The 15,746-nt window shown below is 67.8% G+C and carries 17 protein-coding genes and 1 pseudogene; 3 read left to right on the top strand and 15 right to left on the bottom strand.

Annotation, left to right across the window (positions count from 1 at the left end; translation table 11 throughout):
* Window positions 1-56: 56 nt before the first annotated feature.
* The 3 genes from IEZ19_RS46670 to IEZ19_RS46680 all read right to left on the bottom strand — a co-directional run bounded on the left by IEZ19_RS46670 (window position 57) and on the right by IEZ19_RS46680 (window position 2,511).
* A complete protein-coding gene (locus tag IEZ19_RS46670; RefSeq protein WP_189317462.1) occupies window positions 57-896 on the bottom strand; it encodes an SDR family NAD(P)-dependent oxidoreductase in 840 nt (279 codons plus the stop codon).
* Between the two features lie 207 nt (window positions 897-1,103).
* Entirely contained in the window at window positions 1,104-1,439 is a 336-nt protein-coding gene (locus IEZ19_RS46675; RefSeq protein ID WP_189317463.1) for a Rossmann-fold NAD(P)-binding domain-containing protein, read from the bottom strand.
* A 481-nt stretch (window positions 1,440-1,920) separates the two neighbouring features.
* On the bottom strand, window positions 1,921-2,511 hold the full coding sequence (locus IEZ19_RS46680; RefSeq protein ID WP_189317464.1) for a TetR/AcrR family transcriptional regulator: 591 nt from the start codon (window positions 2,509-2,511) through the stop codon (window positions 1,921-1,923).
* A 209-nt stretch (window positions 2,512-2,720) separates the two neighbouring features.
* Between IEZ19_RS46680 and IEZ19_RS46685 the strand changes: the two genes are divergently transcribed.
* Complete coding sequence (locus tag IEZ19_RS46685) at window positions 2,721-3,251, top strand: MarR family winged helix-turn-helix transcriptional regulator (protein WP_189317465.1); 531 nt, start codon at window positions 2,721-2,723, stop codon at window positions 3,249-3,251.
* A gap of 141 nt (window positions 3,252-3,392) precedes the next feature.
* Window positions 3,393-5,027: an MDR family MFS transporter gene (locus tag IEZ19_RS46690; RefSeq protein ID WP_308429096.1), complete on the top strand. Its 1,635-nt coding sequence runs from the start codon at window positions 3,393-3,395 to the stop codon at window positions 5,025-5,027.
* A gap of 260 nt (window positions 5,028-5,287) precedes the next feature.
* On the opposite strand, the gene IEZ19_RS54015 is transcribed toward IEZ19_RS46690, so the two are convergent.
* The 5 genes and pseudogenes from IEZ19_RS54015 to IEZ19_RS53300 form a co-directional block, all read right to left on the bottom strand.
* The gene (locus IEZ19_RS54015; RefSeq protein ID WP_373297174.1) at window positions 5,288-5,449 is read right to left on the bottom strand and encodes an acyl-CoA-like ligand-binding transcription factor; all 162 of its coding nucleotides are present in this window, start codon (window positions 5,447-5,449) and stop codon (window positions 5,288-5,290) included.
* On the bottom strand, window positions 5,409-5,765 hold the full coding sequence (locus IEZ19_RS46695) for an SDR family NAD(P)-dependent oxidoreductase (RefSeq protein WP_189317472.1): 357 nt from the start codon (window positions 5,763-5,765) through the stop codon (window positions 5,409-5,411). The genes IEZ19_RS54015 and IEZ19_RS46695 overlap by 41 nt, the downstream gene beginning before the upstream one ends.
* A pseudogene (locus tag IEZ19_RS46700) lies at window positions 5,687-6,139 on the bottom strand (M48 family metalloprotease); the annotation flags it as partial. The pseudogene IEZ19_RS46700 and the gene IEZ19_RS46695, both read right to left, overlap by 79 nt.
* Before the next feature lie 106 nt (window positions 6,140-6,245).
* The gene (locus tag IEZ19_RS46705; RefSeq protein ID WP_308429097.1) at window positions 6,246-7,085 is read right to left on the bottom strand and encodes a protein kinase domain-containing protein; all 840 of its coding nucleotides are present in this window, start codon (window positions 7,083-7,085) and stop codon (window positions 6,246-6,248) included.
* On the bottom strand, window positions 7,070-7,483 hold the full coding sequence (locus tag IEZ19_RS53300; RefSeq protein WP_308429098.1) for a protein kinase family protein: 414 nt from the start codon (window positions 7,481-7,483) through the stop codon (window positions 7,070-7,072). Before IEZ19_RS53300 ends, IEZ19_RS46705 begins: the two co-directional genes overlap by 16 nt.
* 145 nt (window positions 7,484-7,628) lie before the next feature.
* Between IEZ19_RS53300 and IEZ19_RS46710 the strand changes: the two genes are divergently transcribed.
* Window positions 7,629-8,066, top strand: coding sequence for a hypothetical protein (locus IEZ19_RS46710; RefSeq protein WP_229841634.1), 438 nt, complete (start codon window positions 7,629-7,631; stop codon window positions 8,064-8,066).
* 9 nt (window positions 8,067-8,075) lie between these two features.
* On the opposite strand, the gene IEZ19_RS46715 is transcribed toward IEZ19_RS46710, so the two are convergent.
* From IEZ19_RS46715 to IEZ19_RS46745, 7 genes are all read right to left on the bottom strand, one after another.
* On the bottom strand, window positions 8,076-10,562 hold the full coding sequence (locus IEZ19_RS46715; protein WP_189317467.1) for a FlgD immunoglobulin-like domain containing protein: 2,487 nt from the start codon (window positions 10,560-10,562) through the stop codon (window positions 8,076-8,078).
* A 266-nt stretch (window positions 10,563-10,828) separates the two neighbouring features.
* The gene (locus IEZ19_RS46720; protein ID WP_268248781.1) at window positions 10,829-11,209 is read right to left on the bottom strand and encodes an SDR family oxidoreductase; all 381 of its coding nucleotides are present in this window, start codon (window positions 11,207-11,209) and stop codon (window positions 10,829-10,831) included.
* 452 nt (window positions 11,210-11,661) lie between these two features.
* Window positions 11,662-12,435, bottom strand: a complete 774-nt coding sequence (locus tag IEZ19_RS46725) for an enoyl-CoA hydratase/isomerase family protein (protein ID WP_189317468.1) — start codon at window positions 12,433-12,435, stop codon at window positions 11,662-11,664.
* Window positions 12,432-13,628 carry a thiolase family protein gene (locus IEZ19_RS46730; protein WP_189317469.1) on the bottom strand — a complete coding sequence of 399 codons (1,197 nt, stop codon included), beginning with the start codon at window positions 13,626-13,628 and terminating at the stop codon, window positions 12,432-12,434. Before IEZ19_RS46730 ends, IEZ19_RS46725 begins: the two co-directional genes overlap by 4 nt.
* A 31-nt stretch (window positions 13,629-13,659) precedes the next feature.
* Entirely contained in the window at window positions 13,660-14,010 is a 351-nt protein-coding gene (locus tag IEZ19_RS46735; protein ID WP_229841636.1) for a Rossmann-fold NAD(P)-binding domain-containing protein, read from the bottom strand.
* Between the two features lie 628 nt (window positions 14,011-14,638).
* A complete protein-coding gene (locus IEZ19_RS46740) occupies window positions 14,639-15,010 on the bottom strand; it encodes a Zn-ribbon domain-containing OB-fold protein (RefSeq protein WP_189317471.1) in 372 nt (123 codons plus the stop codon).
* A gap of 546 nt (window positions 15,011-15,556) precedes the next feature.
* Window positions 15,557-15,746 (bottom strand): hypothetical protein (locus tag IEZ19_RS46745; RefSeq protein ID WP_189317470.1); only part of this gene is annotated, 190 nt, incomplete at its 5' end.

The following is a 15,746-nucleotide window of genomic DNA, read 5'->3' on the forward strand; positions in this document are numbered from 1 at the left end:
TCCAGACCCAGCCCTGAGTGCGAATCCGACAGATTGATCACGACTCGATACGCGCCCTAGTAGGCTCCGGCGCGGCGCAGCAGGTCGACGGTGCTGGCCATGAGTTGCTCCTGGAAGGCCGGTTCGAGGGTGATGGGGTTCGGCCTCACCGGGTGCTCTTCGTTCAGGTATCGGCCGCCCCATCGGCTGGTGGCGAGGGCGGCGTGGACCAGGTTGTGGGCGCCGCGGGTCGTGGGTTCCCCGGTGAGGCTGAACATGGCATGCAGCAGGGAGGTATTGATGACTCCCGGATGGAGGCTCACCGTGTCCGGCTGGGGCGGGGGCGCCTGGGACGCCAGCCAGCAGGCGTGCGTGACCAGGGCGAGCTCGGAGCGTGCGTAGGCGGTGGTGGCGCTGTAGGTGGAGTGCTCCAGATTGAGGTCGTGCGGGTCGAGCGACGCCGTCATGTGCGTCGCGGAGGCCACGTTCACGACCCGTCCGCCGGGCTCGGCCGACGCCAGGAGCAGCGGGGTGAGCTGCTTGGTCAGCAGTACTGCCGCGAGGTAGTTCGTCTGGAGGGTGGCTTCGTTGCCATCGGCGCTGAGTCGGCGCCGCGGCGCTCCGGGGCGGCCGGCGTTGTTGATGAGGACGTCCACGTGATCGGTGTGCTGCGCGATCGAGTCGGCCAGCGCGCGTACGGCGGCGAGGCGGTCGTAGTCGGCGTGGACGTAGTGCACGTCTCCCGCGTTTGCGGCTCGAAGCTCCTTCACGAGCGCCGCCACGTCGTCAGGCTGCTCGGGGCCGTGCACGATCAGCCTGGTCACACGTGGCGCCAACAGCCGGGCGGCGGCTTTCCCGATGCCGCTGGTCGCTCCGGTCAGCACCACGGTCATGTCGCGGGTACTGGGAACGGACATGAAATCTCCTTCGCCGCCTGGGCCAGGGCTCCTGTGAGGGTTCTGGGGACGGTGCGCTTCCCCGGCTCCAGCAGCGGGAGCGCCCTGGTGGACCTGCTGGATCTGTCCCTGACGGCTCGTCGATGCCGTCGATGCGGGTGGGCAGCGACGGCCATCAGGCTGTTCCGGCTCTGGTCCGCAGACGGATTCCGGGTAGGTGAGGATCAATCAGCTGGTGACTTCATGGCCGGTGGACAAAACCAGCCGGCGCCGATCCGCGAGTTCCTCAGTGACCACAGCAAGTTCGGCCTCCACGCGGGTGACGCTGTCCGCGGCGAGCCGGAGACGCAGCGGAGGGCTCTCGGCCTGCGCGATTTCGACAATGGCGGCAGCCTTGACGGGGTCGCCGGGTTGGGCGTGATCAGTCTGCTGAGCCCAGTCGTGGATGCGACCGGCTGACTCGGCGTAGTCCCCGACCTGTTTCATGGCGCCTCGTTTCCCAGTCCAGGAGACATCGACGACGAAGAAGAACCCGCCCGGGTGCCGCGGGACTTCGGAAACCATCCCCCGGAAAGAACGTGCGTCACACCCGGGTGGGGCACTGGTGAAGTCCCTGGGGGTGGCCGGAAAAGACGGCCGCGACCTGCGGTTTCGTGCTCCCCCTGGGCCCACGCAGCCGACCGTCCGCTGGCTGACGCCGACCGCATACCACCCCCACCACACGCTCTGCGTGGGCGGACACCGATCGGCGGACCGACGCTTGACTTCGTGCCCGCCTCCGAGCATCCATGGTCGCGGCCGACCCGCCCGAGCGAAATCACAGATCACCGCGATCTCCCGGGCCGTCGGCCCCGTCCGCCGGGGACACCCTCGATGCGCACGCGCGTGGCAGAGGTGGCGCTGCTTCCAGATCAACGTGCGGTCCAGCAGCTCACGCAGACAGGTCTGCACCCACCTCTCTTTGCGCAACAGCCACAACGGAACGTCACCGAAGGCCATTCAGACGGTGCGTGCGCGGACGGGTGACCAGATCACGGCAGGGGGCTCAGGGATTGGCGAACCCTCGGCCGACCTGTTCGAAGCAGAGTTCCGCGAGTTCCATGAGGCGATCGAAACCGTCGTCGGGACGCCACAGGATGTACGCCGTTGCCACCGCGGCCTCGGCCGTGTTGACGGCGAGTTCCGCGTAGACCGCGCCATCTGGCGGGGTACGGCCCGCGACCCACTGTCGGACCTCGCTCTTGAAGCGAGCCGCGTGCTCGCGGGACGAGTCGGCGAGAGTCGGAGACTCGGCCATCAGTCGCTTCTGCGTCACCAGACGGTCGGAGAACGTGGCCAGGTAGCCGAGATGGACAGCCTGGAGTGAAGCCCACAGCGCTTCCTGCTCGGGCCGTTGGGCCATGAGCAAGCGCCACAGCTCCGGATCCTGCGGGGCCGGATCGAGGACGATCGCTTCCTTCGAGGCGAAGTAGTTGAACAGCGTGGTCCGGGACACTTCTGCTGCAGCGGCGATCTCGTCCAGGCTGACGGAGTCGAAGTCGTGCTGGTCGATCAGCCGAAGGGCTGCGCCGCGAATCGCCTGCCACGTGGCGAGCTTCTTGCGCTCCCGAAGCCCCATCCCGGTCTCGTTGGGCATGTCTGCACTCTAGGAAGAATATTGAACTCGATCCAAATTCAAGGCCACTCGAAGGGTCGACCCCTGGCAGGTAGGTCCAGTCCTGTCCGGATTCCGTGCACTCAGACCAAACTTGAATCCAGTGCAGGTTCTCATTAAGGTTGCTTCAGGCAATCAAAGAAGTGGGGGGCGGTTTCCCGTCCGCACTGTTGGACGAAGGCGGGGGATCCATGAGCGACGGCGCCCAGAACGATGTTCTCGGCGACCTCGTGCGCCAGCTCACCGCGATCGCCGCCATACGGAGGCGGCTGGTGCGGGAACTGCCGCAGGGACTGGGAAACGGATCCGCCGTACTCGCCGTACTCGCCCACTGCGGTGAGACCCAACTGCGTGCAGTGGCCCACCGTCTGGACTGCGACCTGTCGGTGGTGAGCCGGCAGGTGGGCCATCTGGAACAGCAGGCCCTGGTGGTGCGCCGTACCAACCCCGAAGACCGGCGCTCCAGCCTGGTCAGCATCACCCCGCAAGGCCGCAGCCTGGTCGAGGCCCTCCTCCAGTTCCACACCGACCTGATCGCCGCAGCCACCGCCGACTGGGCACCGGAGGAACTCACCACCCTCACCGCCCTGCTCGAGCGCCTCAGGGACGGGCTGTCCCACCGCACGCACCACGCTCAACCGCGAGGCGACGCAACGGGCCGGACCAGCGGTCAGCCGACACCTGCTCCGCCGCCGCACCACCAGGTCGAGACGCGCGATTGAACCACCGTCGGCTCACAGTCGCCGACGGCACATCCTCCTCCCGCGACGGCGCGGGAGCACCAACAAGCAGCCAGAGGAAACAAGTACGTGGCCCATCAAGGGAGTACAGGCGTTGCCGAAGCCCACACCGGCAACGCACCGATGACGCACAGACAGATCATGGAGGCCCTCTCCGGTCTCCTGCTCGGCCTGTTCGTGGCGATCCTGTCGAGTACGGTCGTGTCCAACGCCCTGCCGCGGATCATTTCGGACCTCGACGGCAGCCAGTCCGCCTACACCTGGGTGGTGACCAGCACTCTGCTGGCGACCACCGTCTCCACGCCGATCTGGGGCAAGCTTGCCGACCTGACCAGCAAGAAGCTGCTGGTGCAGCTCTCCCTGGTGATCTTCATCGTGGGTTCGGCGGCGGCCGGCCTGTCGCAGAACACCGGCATGCTCATCACCTTCCGCGTGGTACAGGGGCTCGGCGCCGGCGGTCTGACCGCCCTCGCCCAGGTCATCCTGGCCTCGATCATCCCGCCGCGGGAGCGCGGTCGGTACAACGGCTACCTCGGCGCGGTCATGGCGCTGGGCACCATCGGCGGTCCGCTGCTCGGCGGCGTGATCGTGGACACCTCCTGGCTGGGCTGGCGCTGGTGCTTCTACGTCGGCGTCCCCTTCGCCCTGGCCGCCCTGGTCGTCCTCCAGCGCACCCTGCGCCTTCCGCTGGTCACCCGCGACGTGAAGGTCGACTACCTGGGCGCTGTCCTCGTGGCCGCCTCGGTATCCCTGCTGCTGATCTGGGTCTCCCTGGCCGGTGACAATTTCGACTGGTGGTCCTGGCAGACGATCGCCATGGTCCTCGGCGCCCTCGTCCTGGCCGTTGTGTTCGTGCTGGTGGAACAGCGGGCAGCGGAGCCGATCATCCCGATGCACCTGTTCCGCAACACCACGCTGACCCTCTCGGTCGTCGCCAGCCTCGCGGTCGGTACCGCGATGTTCGGCGCGACGGTCTTCCTCAGCCAGTACTTCCAGATATCCCGCGGTGACTCGCCGACCAGCGCCGGTGTGATGACCCTGCCGATGATCATCGGCCTGGTGGCCTCGTCGACCGTCGTCGGCCGCCTCATCACCGCCTACGGCAAGTGGAAGAGGTTCCTGCTGCTCGGCGGCGTCCTGCTCATCGCCGGTCTGGCGCTGATGGGCACCGCCCGCGCCGACACACCCTACGGCCTGCTCGCCGTCTACATGTTCCTCATCGGCTGCGGCGTCGGCATGACGATGCAGAACCTGGTCCTCGCGGTACAGAACACCGTGCCGATGCACGAACTCGGTGCGGCCAGCTCCGTGGTCGCCTTCTTCCGCACCCTCGGCGGCGCCATCGGCGTCTCCGTGCTCGGCGCCGTCCTCGCCTCCAAGGTCGCCACCTACATAGCCGACGGCTTGGCCGACCTGGGCATCAAGAACTCCGGCGGCGGCTCACTGCCCAACATCAGCACCCTGCCCCGCCCGATCGCCACGGTCGTCGAGGACTCCTACGGCCGTGCCACCGGCGCCATCTTCCTTCTCGCCGCCCCGATCGCCTTCGTGGCCCTGCTGGCCATTGTCTTCATCAAGGAAATCCCCCTCAGGACGGCCGTCGACGGCACCGAAGAACCCCAGCCCGCACACAGCCCGGACAGCCCGCAATCCGGCACAGCCGCAGCCGACACGGACGCAAGGGCAGGCAGCTCAGTCACCACCACCCTGGACAAGCCGGGCGAATTGGCCGACGGAGAAGCTCGCGCCGACCAATGAGGCCGGTCCGTCCCGGTACACCTCGGCAACGGGACGGATCTGCCGGGTAACAAGCCATCCGCTTACTGATCGAGCGGCTTTCCTGCTCGAACCGGGATCCTGATCGGGTGATCGCGGTGTGGTCGGCGCAGGAAGGCAGGGCCTCGCGGTGGCTCGGGGTTGTCGAAGCCACGAGCAGTTCCTCGAGGCCCTGCTGCCTTGCGCTGTCTCGGTCGTGCTCACACGCGGGTTCCACAACGCGGTCGTCCGACGTAACTCTGCTAGGGCCTCGGAGCTTGTCGTGCGTGATCGGGCCTGGCGTGTGCTGCGCCACCGACCGGCTCATGACCCCCGAAGCCGCTCTGGAGTTCCCGCATGGCGGTATCCAACAGCTCGGCGAGATCAGCGTTCTGGTCTCCGAGCCACTGCTCGTAGGCCGCCATGCAGCTGGCCAGGGTGGCGTACCCGACCTGCCGCGGCAGCAGCGCGTCCTCGGGCTGGTTTGCCCATGGGCGCAATGCCTGCGTTCGCGACGACGTCGAGTCGTCCCAGCTCGTTCACCGCACGATTCACCTCGGCGGTGAGCGTGGCGAGGTCACGTACATCGATGCGGCCGGCGACTCCCCGACGGCCGGTCGCCTGGACCTGGGCAACGGTCTTGGCAAGGTCGGCCGGTGTGCTCATGCCGTAAGGAACAGTGACGATTTGAGCCGCGATGTCGACCGCGATGATGCCCGCGCCTTCCTGCGCGAGCCGCACCGCGTGCGAGCGACCCTGCCCCCGAGCCGCGCCGCGCCGGTGGGGCGTGCCCGATGTGCGAGGAGAGCGGCGCGGGCCAGGGCGCGGGCGGTGACCGTCCGCTCTCCCACGGCCGTAGCCGCCTGCTCGTCGGCCCAGCGTTCGACGAGGAAGGCGACGGTGGTCCGTACGTGTCCGGGCACCGGGTTGGCGGCGACGGCGAGCGTCATGGCGGTGCAGACGAGGGCGTGCCGGTGGATGAGGTGGGCGCGTCCGTGGGCGAGCAGGACGCGGCGTTCGGTGGGGTCGAGGGCGCCGAGCATTGCGGCGGTGACGGGGATGCGGCCCCGGCTGCCCGACATGGCGGGGATGGCGAAGGCCTGCGGGACGGGGAGGCGGCGAGGCCATCCTTGAACCTGTTTACGGTGCCGGGCACGGGAGGTGACAGCGCAACGGTTTCGCGACTGCCTTCTGCCCTCTCCGGCGGTGGTCCTTCAGCGCTTACCGGTTTGGAAGGCAGCGGTCGAGCAAGGCCTCAAGCTCGTCGATCCATGCCTCGATCTGATCGGACTGACGGACCTTCACCTGGCACGTGTACCGCTCTCCACTGCTCGTGTCGACGGCCACGGTGAGCCCGTAGCCGAAGGCGCGGATGACCTGCTCGTAGGTCACCTGGGTGATGAACGGCCACGGCAGGTCGACGGTGGCCCCGTCCACGCCGAAAGAGATGCCGCGGGCGTCAGCCAGAATCGCATTCTTGCGGTCAGTAGCCAGGAATTCGAGCTCTTCCTCACGCTCCGTCGCTGCCGGTGAGGAAGCGGTCGTGGCGTGAGGAACTGTCGGAGGGGCGACGAGTGGGGCAGGAGTTGCTTCGGTCGGGGCGTAGCGCGGCGGGGGAACGGCGGGCGGGATCGAGACGGGACTGGCCGAGGTTGGTGTATGTGTGCCGTCGGTCAGTGCCTCCACGAGCTGTTCTGGGGTGAGGCGCTGTGCCGGGTTCTTGGTGAGGCATGCCTCCACAACCGGCCGCAGGGTCACCGGGACGGCGCTGACGTCGGCATCGTGGTGAACGGAGCGGTACATCAGCACCATGGGTGTGCCGGCGCCGAACGCACTGCCGCCGGCCGCGGCCACGAGAACGGCGCCGAGTGCGAACACGTCGGCGGCACCGGTCACGTCGAGGCCCTCGGCCTGTTCCGGGGCGAGGAAGCCAGGGGTACCGACGCCGGTGCCGGTCATGGTGAGCCGGGAGTCCTCGACGGCACGGGCGATACCGAAATCGAGGACGCGGGGCCCGTCAGCGGCCATGATGATGTTGCTGGGCTTCAAGTCGCGGTGCACCAGCCCGCAGGCGTGAATGGCCTGCAGCGCCTCGGCGAGGGCGCGCCGAGGCCACGGAGCCGGGCCTCGTTCATCGAACCCTGTTCGGCGAGCTGCGCGGCAAGGGTGGGGCCAGGGATGTAGGCGGTGGCCAGCCAGGGTGTGTCGGCGTCCGGGTCGGCGTCCACCACTGGCGCCGTGTGGAAGCCGCCCACTCGCCGGGCGGCTTGCACCTCGGCGCGAAACCGCTCACGAAAGGCAGCGTCCCGAGCCAGCTCGGCATGTGCCACCTTGACGGCGACCAGGCGGCCGCCGCGTGACCTGGCCAGGTAGACAACGCCCATCCCGCCTCGGCCGAGCGCCCGCTCGACGACGTACGGCCCCACTTGCGTGGCAGCGTGCGGCTCGAACCTGTTCATGCCCCCGTCCCCTCCCCCTGCGCCCCCGTGCGCGGGAACACGATACGCGTCCGGCAGGGGAAAGCCGGACCACTGGCCTGGCGGCGACGCCAGAGGCTTCGTCGTCCCTGCACTCCTGCGACGACCTGCTCGATTACGTCACGCAATGGTTCCGCGGCCTGCAGGACCCGGGCTGTCACGCTTCGACTTCCTCCACCAGACCCTCCTCGAATACCACGCGGCCCGCCACGACTTCTGGCGCCGACAGGGTGGTTACGTCAACCACGGCCGGTACGAGGAGACCAGTTGCTTCCCGATGCTGGACGTCGGAACAAGCAGTAGCCCGCACCTGCTCCGGCCGGTCGGGATCTACCCCGTGAGCGGCACGGTCGAGGTGGTCTTCCAGTACCTGCAGTCCCGTGCACCCTTCGACGACACGGAACAGCGCCGGGAGTTGCTGAACCGCCTGAACGAGATCGGCAGCGTCGACCTGCCCGAGGCGAAGCTGGAGCTGCGTCCGTCCTGCCTGGTGACTTTCTTTGCCGAGCACCGTCGTGCCCCCAGCGATTCTTTCGCCGGGGGCACGACATGTGCCGAACGGTGACCCGATCGGTCAGAGGGTGTTCTCCCTGCGCGCGACGAGCGATTTGCGGCCCTGCGCCGCTCCGTAACCGCCACTCGAAGCGAGGCTGTTGGATGCGTCCTTCGCCGCCTCGGCGTCCGCGCCCGTCACCGTGATCGCGCCGCTGAGCTTCAGCTCCGCGCCCTGCCCGTCCTGCGGTGCTGCGGTCAGCTCCCAGGTGTACGGCCCGTTGTGCGCGAAGGCCCCGTCCGCGTCCCTGCCGTCCCACGCCGCGGTGAGCGTCGCGCCGTGTTGTACGGCGTCGAGCGTGCGGACGATACTGCCGTCCGCGTGCTTGATCACGACCTGCGCGCCCGGTGCCGTCGGCTTGGACAACTGCCAAGAGCCGTCCCAGCGGGCGTCGTTGGCCGACTGCAGGTCGAGGGACGTCTCGGGGCTGGACTCGATCTCGGAGAGCGAGGAGGTGGGTACGCCAGAGCCGACGGCGCGCATGGCGCCGGGTTTGCCGCGCTCGGGTACGTAGGCCACGCCGCCGCCGAAGCGGTCGACGGCGTAGTAGCCGTGGGCCATGTAGCCGGTGATGTCGGCCAGAGTGCGGGTCGTCACGCTGTCGACCGTGTGGAAGTCGACGAGCTGGAGTTTGCCGGCGGTCTCGTCGTGCAGGACGAGGTAGCCGTCGCCGAGTTCGCCGCCCTTGGGGGCGTCGATCATGCGCTGCGTGGTGCGGTCCCAGACACCGGAGCCCGCGGGGTCGCCGGAGGCCTCGCACGTCCAGTACACCCAACGGCCCACGGCCTGGAGGTCCGTGGGTGTGCACGCCTTGCCGAGCGAGAAGGACTCGGTCGTACCCGACTTCAGGTCGGTGGCCTTGACGGTGCCCTTGGTGTCACCGGGTGTCCAGAGCGTCGTGCCCCAGACGGCGGCCGCCGAGGCCCTACGCGTCAGCAGCACCTTGTCGTCGCCGGGCTTCTCCCGGTCGATGACGTACTGCTGGTACTGCCCGAAGCCCGACATATACCCGTACCCGAAGACCACGTACCGGCCGGAGGCGTCGACGATCTGGCCGCTGCCCGGCGCGGCGACGGTCACCGCGTCGTCGGAGTTCGAGCGAACCACGATCCCGTTGTCCTTCGGATAGGCGAAGGCACCGTCGCCCAGCGCGTACGCCCCATCGCCCGCGGAGCCGCCCGTGCCGTCCGTGCTCAGTGGTGGCTCGGCCACCAGGCCGCGCCCACCGGCCGACGGGGTGTCGCCGAGCTCGATGTGCCGCTTGTACAGTGTCGGCAGGTAGTTGGTGTCCGTCTCCTGCACCGCCAGGTCTCCGGCCGCAAGGGTCACCGCCCCGTATGTGCCCGGCTTCGGAGCCACTGCCCGCACCGAGCTCACGCCCAGGCTGCCATGGGCCTGCCGACTCACCTTGCGCACGGCCCAGTCGCCCGCCGAACTTCCGCCCGCGACCAGGACGCCGCCGTCGGGCGTCGAGTTCAGCCCGTACGTGCCGCCCAGGCGGGCGTGCGGCAGCAGGGTCCTCGTCCCGCCCCCGCCGATCGGTGTGGCCAGCAGCGGTTCGCCGCGGTCCTTCGGCGCATCGCTGTTGCGGTAGGACTCGGTCCGCCGCAACGAGACGACCCAGTCGCCCACCAGCGCGACGTACGACCGCTGCTCGTACGTCGACGCCACGCCGACCGTGGTCTCCGTACCGCCCAGGGCTTCCCGACGCAGCAGGTGTACCTTCTGGTCGCCGTACGTCGGATCGAACCACCCGGCGTACTTCCCGGAGAACACCACCTGCGTGTCGCTGCTGCCCCACGAGCCCTTGAGCACGCCGGTGATCTTCCCTGTAGCCAGGTCAACCAGCCCGATCTGGCCCGTCGAGTCACCGGAGACGAAGATCGCCAGCAGACCGTCACCCGCACCGAGCACCTGGTACGAGGCGGCGCGCACGCCGTTCTCGCCGGTCACCGGGGTGTCCGTGAGTTGTCCGTCGCGCAGACGCAGCAAGTGCAGCGAGTCGACGTCGCCGCCGGTCGTCCAGGTGGCCGTCACGACGTTGTCGCCGTACGTGCCGTGGTACGTCTGCCCCTCGGGGAGCGTAAACCGGGCCGACGTACCGGACTTCATGTCCTTCAGCTCCACCGACCGGTCCGCTGCGGTGTAGACGCCGACCACGTCGGAGGCATGACCGCCGATGCGTTCGGCGGAGGTGTCGGCCGGATCCCTGCCCACGGTTTGCGGGTCACCGGTGGCGGGGCTCCAGCGGTACGCCGTGAAGGCGTCGCTGCCGTCGGCCTCCATGCGGTTGAGGTCACCCGCCGTGCCCGCCGATTCCAGGTTGTAGGAGCGCGGCAGGTAACGGTCCGGGGCGTCGATCGTCAGGGTTGGTAACGCCGTCGTCTCGGCGTGGGCGCTGGCAAGGACGGAGGGAAGGGCTCCGCCGGTGGCAGCGAGAGCCGCAATCGTGGCGAGCGCGCCTCGGACGAGCGATCGTGTTCGGTTCGGTCTGTGGCGTATGGCCACGCGACACCTCCAGTTGATCTCCAATGGGCGAGGCACGTTAACACAGGAGACCCACAGCATTCGAACATATTAACGAATTATTGAGGGTGGGCGAACCGGAACCATCCCGGAATCGAGTAAGAGGTTGCGCAGACAGGCGCGGTGAGGGCCTTGGCGGTGGAACGGGCACAGGTCCTGTGGAGTTGCGACGCTCTGTGATCACTGGGGAGACCTGTGCCCGCGCTGCCATCCTGCTCAAGCCTGGTTCAGGTGGTAGGGGGTCGGGGTCAGCTGAGGGTTTCGCCGCCGTCGACGGTGATGAACTGGCCGGTGACGTAGTTGTTGGCCATGAGGAAGAGGGCGGAGGCGGCGGCTTCCTGGGCGGTGCCGAAGCGGCCGAGCAGAGCGGTCGATCCGGCGGCGGCGATCGCGTCGTCGGAGTCCAGGCTCGGCAGTGAGCGCAGGAGTGGGGTGTCGATCCGGCGGAAGCGGACGGTGTTCACGCGCAGCCGTGCGGGGGCGAGTTCCACGGCGAGGGCCTTGGTGAGGGTCTCCACGGCACCGGTGACCGACAGCGAGACGGTCATTCCGGGAGCAGGGCGGACCACGAGGATCTCCGAGCTGAACGTGAGCGAGCCTCCGGCGGTTGGGGGTTCAGACGCGTACACGGCGAACTACGCCGACTGGGATACCGGGGGGAATCTCCGTGGGCAAGATCCCCCCGGCGCAGTCCCAACTGCAGCCCGCACGCCGAACGCTTCGCGCGATCGGCGCGCAAAGAGCGCACCGACCGACTGTTGATCTACGACCGCGCCCACGCCGAGAAGATTCTCCTGCGTACGCCCGCCACTTCAACGGACATCAACCCCACCGAGGCCGAGATCAGTTGGCGCCACTTGACGACCTGAACGTCATCCCCTTCCCGTCCAGCCGGACCGAATACCGACAAGCCGTCGCCGGGCTCATCGACGAGTACCGCCAAGCAGGGTGCTCAACTAGCATCGCCGCAGATCAGAAGCTCTCCGCTGGTCTCGTTCAACGATCACAGCCACCTGGACGCCGACACGATCAGCTACCGCTGAGGACCGCGCCCACGCGCAGAACTGTTTCTCGGCACTCGCTATCGACCCAGGAACTTCGCGATGAGCTCACCAGCCTCGCCGGAAGTCACCGCAGAGCCGATCGTGCGCGCTTCGTCCTCGGCATGGATGTCGCGAGAGACTTCGTAGGAGGATCGGAGAAGGCGTCGGGCCTGACCGAACGCAGCTGCTGGCCCTTCTGCGAGGAGCCGCGCCATGTCTGCCGCGCGCGCACGTACGTCGTTGTCCTCGACGACCTCATTGACGAGTCCCCACTCGAGTGCCTCGTCTGCGGTAAGGACGCGCTGGGACAGCGTCAGGTCGAGCGCGCGGCGAAGCCCGACGACACGCGGAAGCAGGTAGGAGACGCCCGAGTCCGGGGTGAGACCGATGTTGGAGAACGCCATGGTGAATCGAGTCGAGCGAGCAGCCGTGACGAGGTCGGCGGCCAGGACGAATCCGAGCCCCGCTCCAGCCACCGCACCGTGTACGCCCGCGACGACCGGAATCGAGAGATCCGCGAGGCGGCGGAGGCCGGCTCCGAGTGTGGCCGCCAACTCGTGGACGTAGGCTCCATGGTCCGGCGCTGCCACGAACGAGCGGACGTCCCCGCCGCCACAGAACCGTCTGCCTGCTCCGGTCACCAGGATGACGCGCACGGCGTCATCGTCGGCGCATCGGTCGACGACGGAGCAGAACGCCTGGGCGGCCGGCAGGTCGAAGGCGTTGGCAGAATCCGGCCGGTTCAGCGTGATATGGGCGATGCCCCGGTCGATGGAGAGAAGGACCGGCGCGGTGGCGTCGGGGCCGCTCATGACACCCGCCGGAACAAGGCCGCGAGGGCCTGGCCGCCACCGATGCACATCGTGACGATGCCGAGCTCGCCGTCGGTTCGTGCCAGATGCTTGGCCACGCGGACGGTGAGAATTGCGCCCGTGGCGCCGACGGGGTGTCCCAAGGCGATGGCGCCGCCGTACGGGTTGGTCTTTTCCGGATTGAGCTTGACGTCACGGATCACAGCAACAGCCTGCGCGGCGAACGCCTCGTTGAGCTCGACGACGTCGATGTCGGCCGGGGTGGTGCCGGTCTGGGCGAAGAGCTTCTGCAAGGCCAGCGTGGGTGCATAGCCCATCAGCTCGGGCTCCATCGCGGAGGTGGCGACCGCTTCGAGCGCGACCAGGCCGGTCAGCCCGCGATCCTTGGCGACCGACTCGCGCGCGAGCACGACCGCCGCGCCGCCGTCGTTGATGCCAGAGGCGTTGCCGGCCGTCACAGTGCCCTCTTTCCGGAACGCCGGTCGCAGCGAGGCGAGCGCCTCGAGCGTGGTGTCGGGCTTGGGGTGCTCGTCGACCTCGGCGGTGAACGGCTTGCGGCCGCCGACCTCGACAGGTGTGATCTCCTCGGCGAACGCCGCCTTTGCCTCTTCCGATGCCGCCCGTTGCTGGGACAGCAGCGCGAACTCGTCCTGTGCCTGCCGCGACACGTCGTACCTGGCAGCGACGTTCTCAGCGGTGACGCCCATGTGGATCTTGTGAAACGGGTCGGTCAGCATCATGACGGTGCCGTCCACGAGCGCTCGGTCGCCGAGCTTGTACCCGTTGCGGGCGCCGAAGTCGTAGAACGGCATGCGGGTCATCGATTCGTCGCCGCCGGCAAGAGCGATGCCGGTGCCTCCACTGCCGGCCTGCCAGCGCAGCTCCTGGGCCGCGGACCAGATGGCCTGCAGACCCGAGCCGCACAGGCGGTTGACGGTGAAGGCGGGCGTGCTCTTCGGGATCCCCGCGGTCAAGGCGACGCGACGCGCGTTGTATGCGTCGGGGCCGACTTGGCCGATGCAGCCCATCACGACCTCTTCGACGTCCTGGGGCGCTACACCGGAGCGCTGCAAGGCCGTCTTCGAGGCGATGGCGCCGAGCTCGTAGCCGGGCACGTCCTTGAAGATGCCGCCGAAACTGCCGATCGGCGTGCGGGCACCGTCGAGGACGAGAATGCGCTCACTGCTGGTCATGGGATCTCCTGCTCTTCATCAGGCCGGCGGATCAGCAAGGTGCCATACGCAGCGCACCGTCGAGGCGGATCACGTCGCCGTTCAGGTAGTCGTTGGCGATGATGGACAAAGCGAGCTGGGCATACTCGCTGGGGTCACCCAGGCGCTTGGGGAACGGCACGCCGGTGGCCAAACCGTCGCGGAACTCCTCGGACACCGTCATCAGCATGGGCTTCAGCAAGATGCCGGGCGCGTTGATGACGACACCGCGCTGACCGTTCTCATCTGCTTCGGTCTTGGCGATGTGCTCCGCCGCGAGGGCGAGCACCTGGAGGGTGCCGATGAGATTGATCGAGATGATCTTGGCGAACAGCCCGAGGTCGTGGACGCCGTTCTTGCCCAAAACTCGGGCGGACGGTCCGATACCGGCGTATGCAGGTCAGCCCGCTCAGATCCCCGTTCATGGTCGCGGCTTCGGTCGAACTGAGCAGGTCGAAGACGTAGACAGTCGCCCGCTGACCGGCGAAACAGCAGCTGTGCGGGTGCCGATAAATCATCCGCCCAGGTCGCGACCTTGATCGCCGATCCTTGATTCTGGCGCTGCTCCCCCAACTGCTGGTCCCGCAGCGGGCGGAGGAGTACGGTCCGAGACCGGCCCGGGCTCATCATCCGACAGCCTCGGTCCCGCGGGGGGAGGTGGTGAGCGCTCTCAATGGTCGGAGTGCCGCTTTCACAGTTTTGTGGAGTCGTTCCGCATCTCGGCGAGTCTGGGCGGGCACATCTCCGCGTTCTCTGACGAGTTGTACATAAATGGGGACTTCTTGGAACATGGGAAAGCCTTCGGTATCGGCGCTTCCGCGGGCAACGCCGGCGGCTGCCGTCGTTCAGCGGTCTGCGGCGTCTGGAAGCGGGTTTTTACTTCTCGTGCCGGACTGAGCGCCTGAACGCAGCCTGTCCCGCAAGGCCTCATGGGCGTATCCGCCGATGGCGCATCACTCCGGGGAACGATCAGCCGTCTGCCCCAAGAGCCCCTACACGTCGTCCTCAAGTGCTGCGAATACGGGCTCCTGGCGAATCAAGTCTTTGGCGGTGAACAGCCGGACTCGCTGTCCGTTACGGACACCCCACGGCAACCCCAAGACCCGACCACGCACGATGAACCCCTCGGTCATTTCGACCAGCGATGAGTTGCGGGTGACGGGGGTGTTGCGGTGCACGACGCGGGAGTGCCGAACCGTGCCGGTGCCCGCGCTGCGTTCCGTGCGCAGGTCGACGCCTTGACATGCCGGACAGAGGACCCGGTTGTACATGGTCGTGCCGCACCAGGTGCAGCGCTGGAAGTAGAGGGCCTCTGCGCTTTGGTGCTCGGGCTGCAGGGACCCTTTGGACGCGTCGGGTGTCAGGCGATCCGCTTCTCCTGTGGATAGGGCATACACGCTGGTCAACTCTCTAGGCTCGGCCGTCGTCAGGCGGACACGGTTCGCCGTGTCGCCGTGCGTTACCATCAAGATACGGCACTTAGTTCCACTTCGAAAGTACTGAGTACCAATACTTTGGTGAGATGAGTCCCCCGTGGACCCATGAACCCCTTTGACACATGCAAGGCTCTGTGTGCGCACGACAACAACACTGCTGAAGCCGACGCTGCGATGGCAGCAGTGTGCTCGTGCCGCAGAAACCGAGCAGGCCGGGCGGCTCGCCCTCCTCACAGCTTGGCTCGGAGGCCTCGACCTAGCCGAGGAAGCCATCTCGGACGCGGTCGAAGTCGTGCTTCAGCGGCGGCAAGCCGAGGGAGTGCCGGAGGAACGGTTAAAGGCCATCGACCAAACTGCGCTGACCTGCCGCTGCCGGCTCGGACGTCCAGGGCACCCAACCCAGTGCCGAGTTGGCGAATGGCCTTGCCCCCTGACCCGTACACCGGGCAGGGGGCGCCGTTGGGTCCGCGGCCGTTACTTCACCGGCTCGGGCTCCGGCTCGCTCTGCGTCTCGGCCTCGCCGGCCGGGTCCACCGGTGTCTTGACGGAGTCGAGGAGGAGCTGGGCGACGTCGACGACCTGGATGGACTCCTTCGCCGTGCCCTCGTTCTTCTTGCCGTTGACGGAGTCGGTGAGCATGACGAGGCAGAACGGGCAGGCGGTG

Source organism: Streptomyces brasiliensis, from assembly GCF_014647875.1.
GTDB lineage: Bacteria > Actinomycetota > Actinomycetes > Streptomycetales > Streptomycetaceae > Streptomyces > Streptomyces brasiliensis.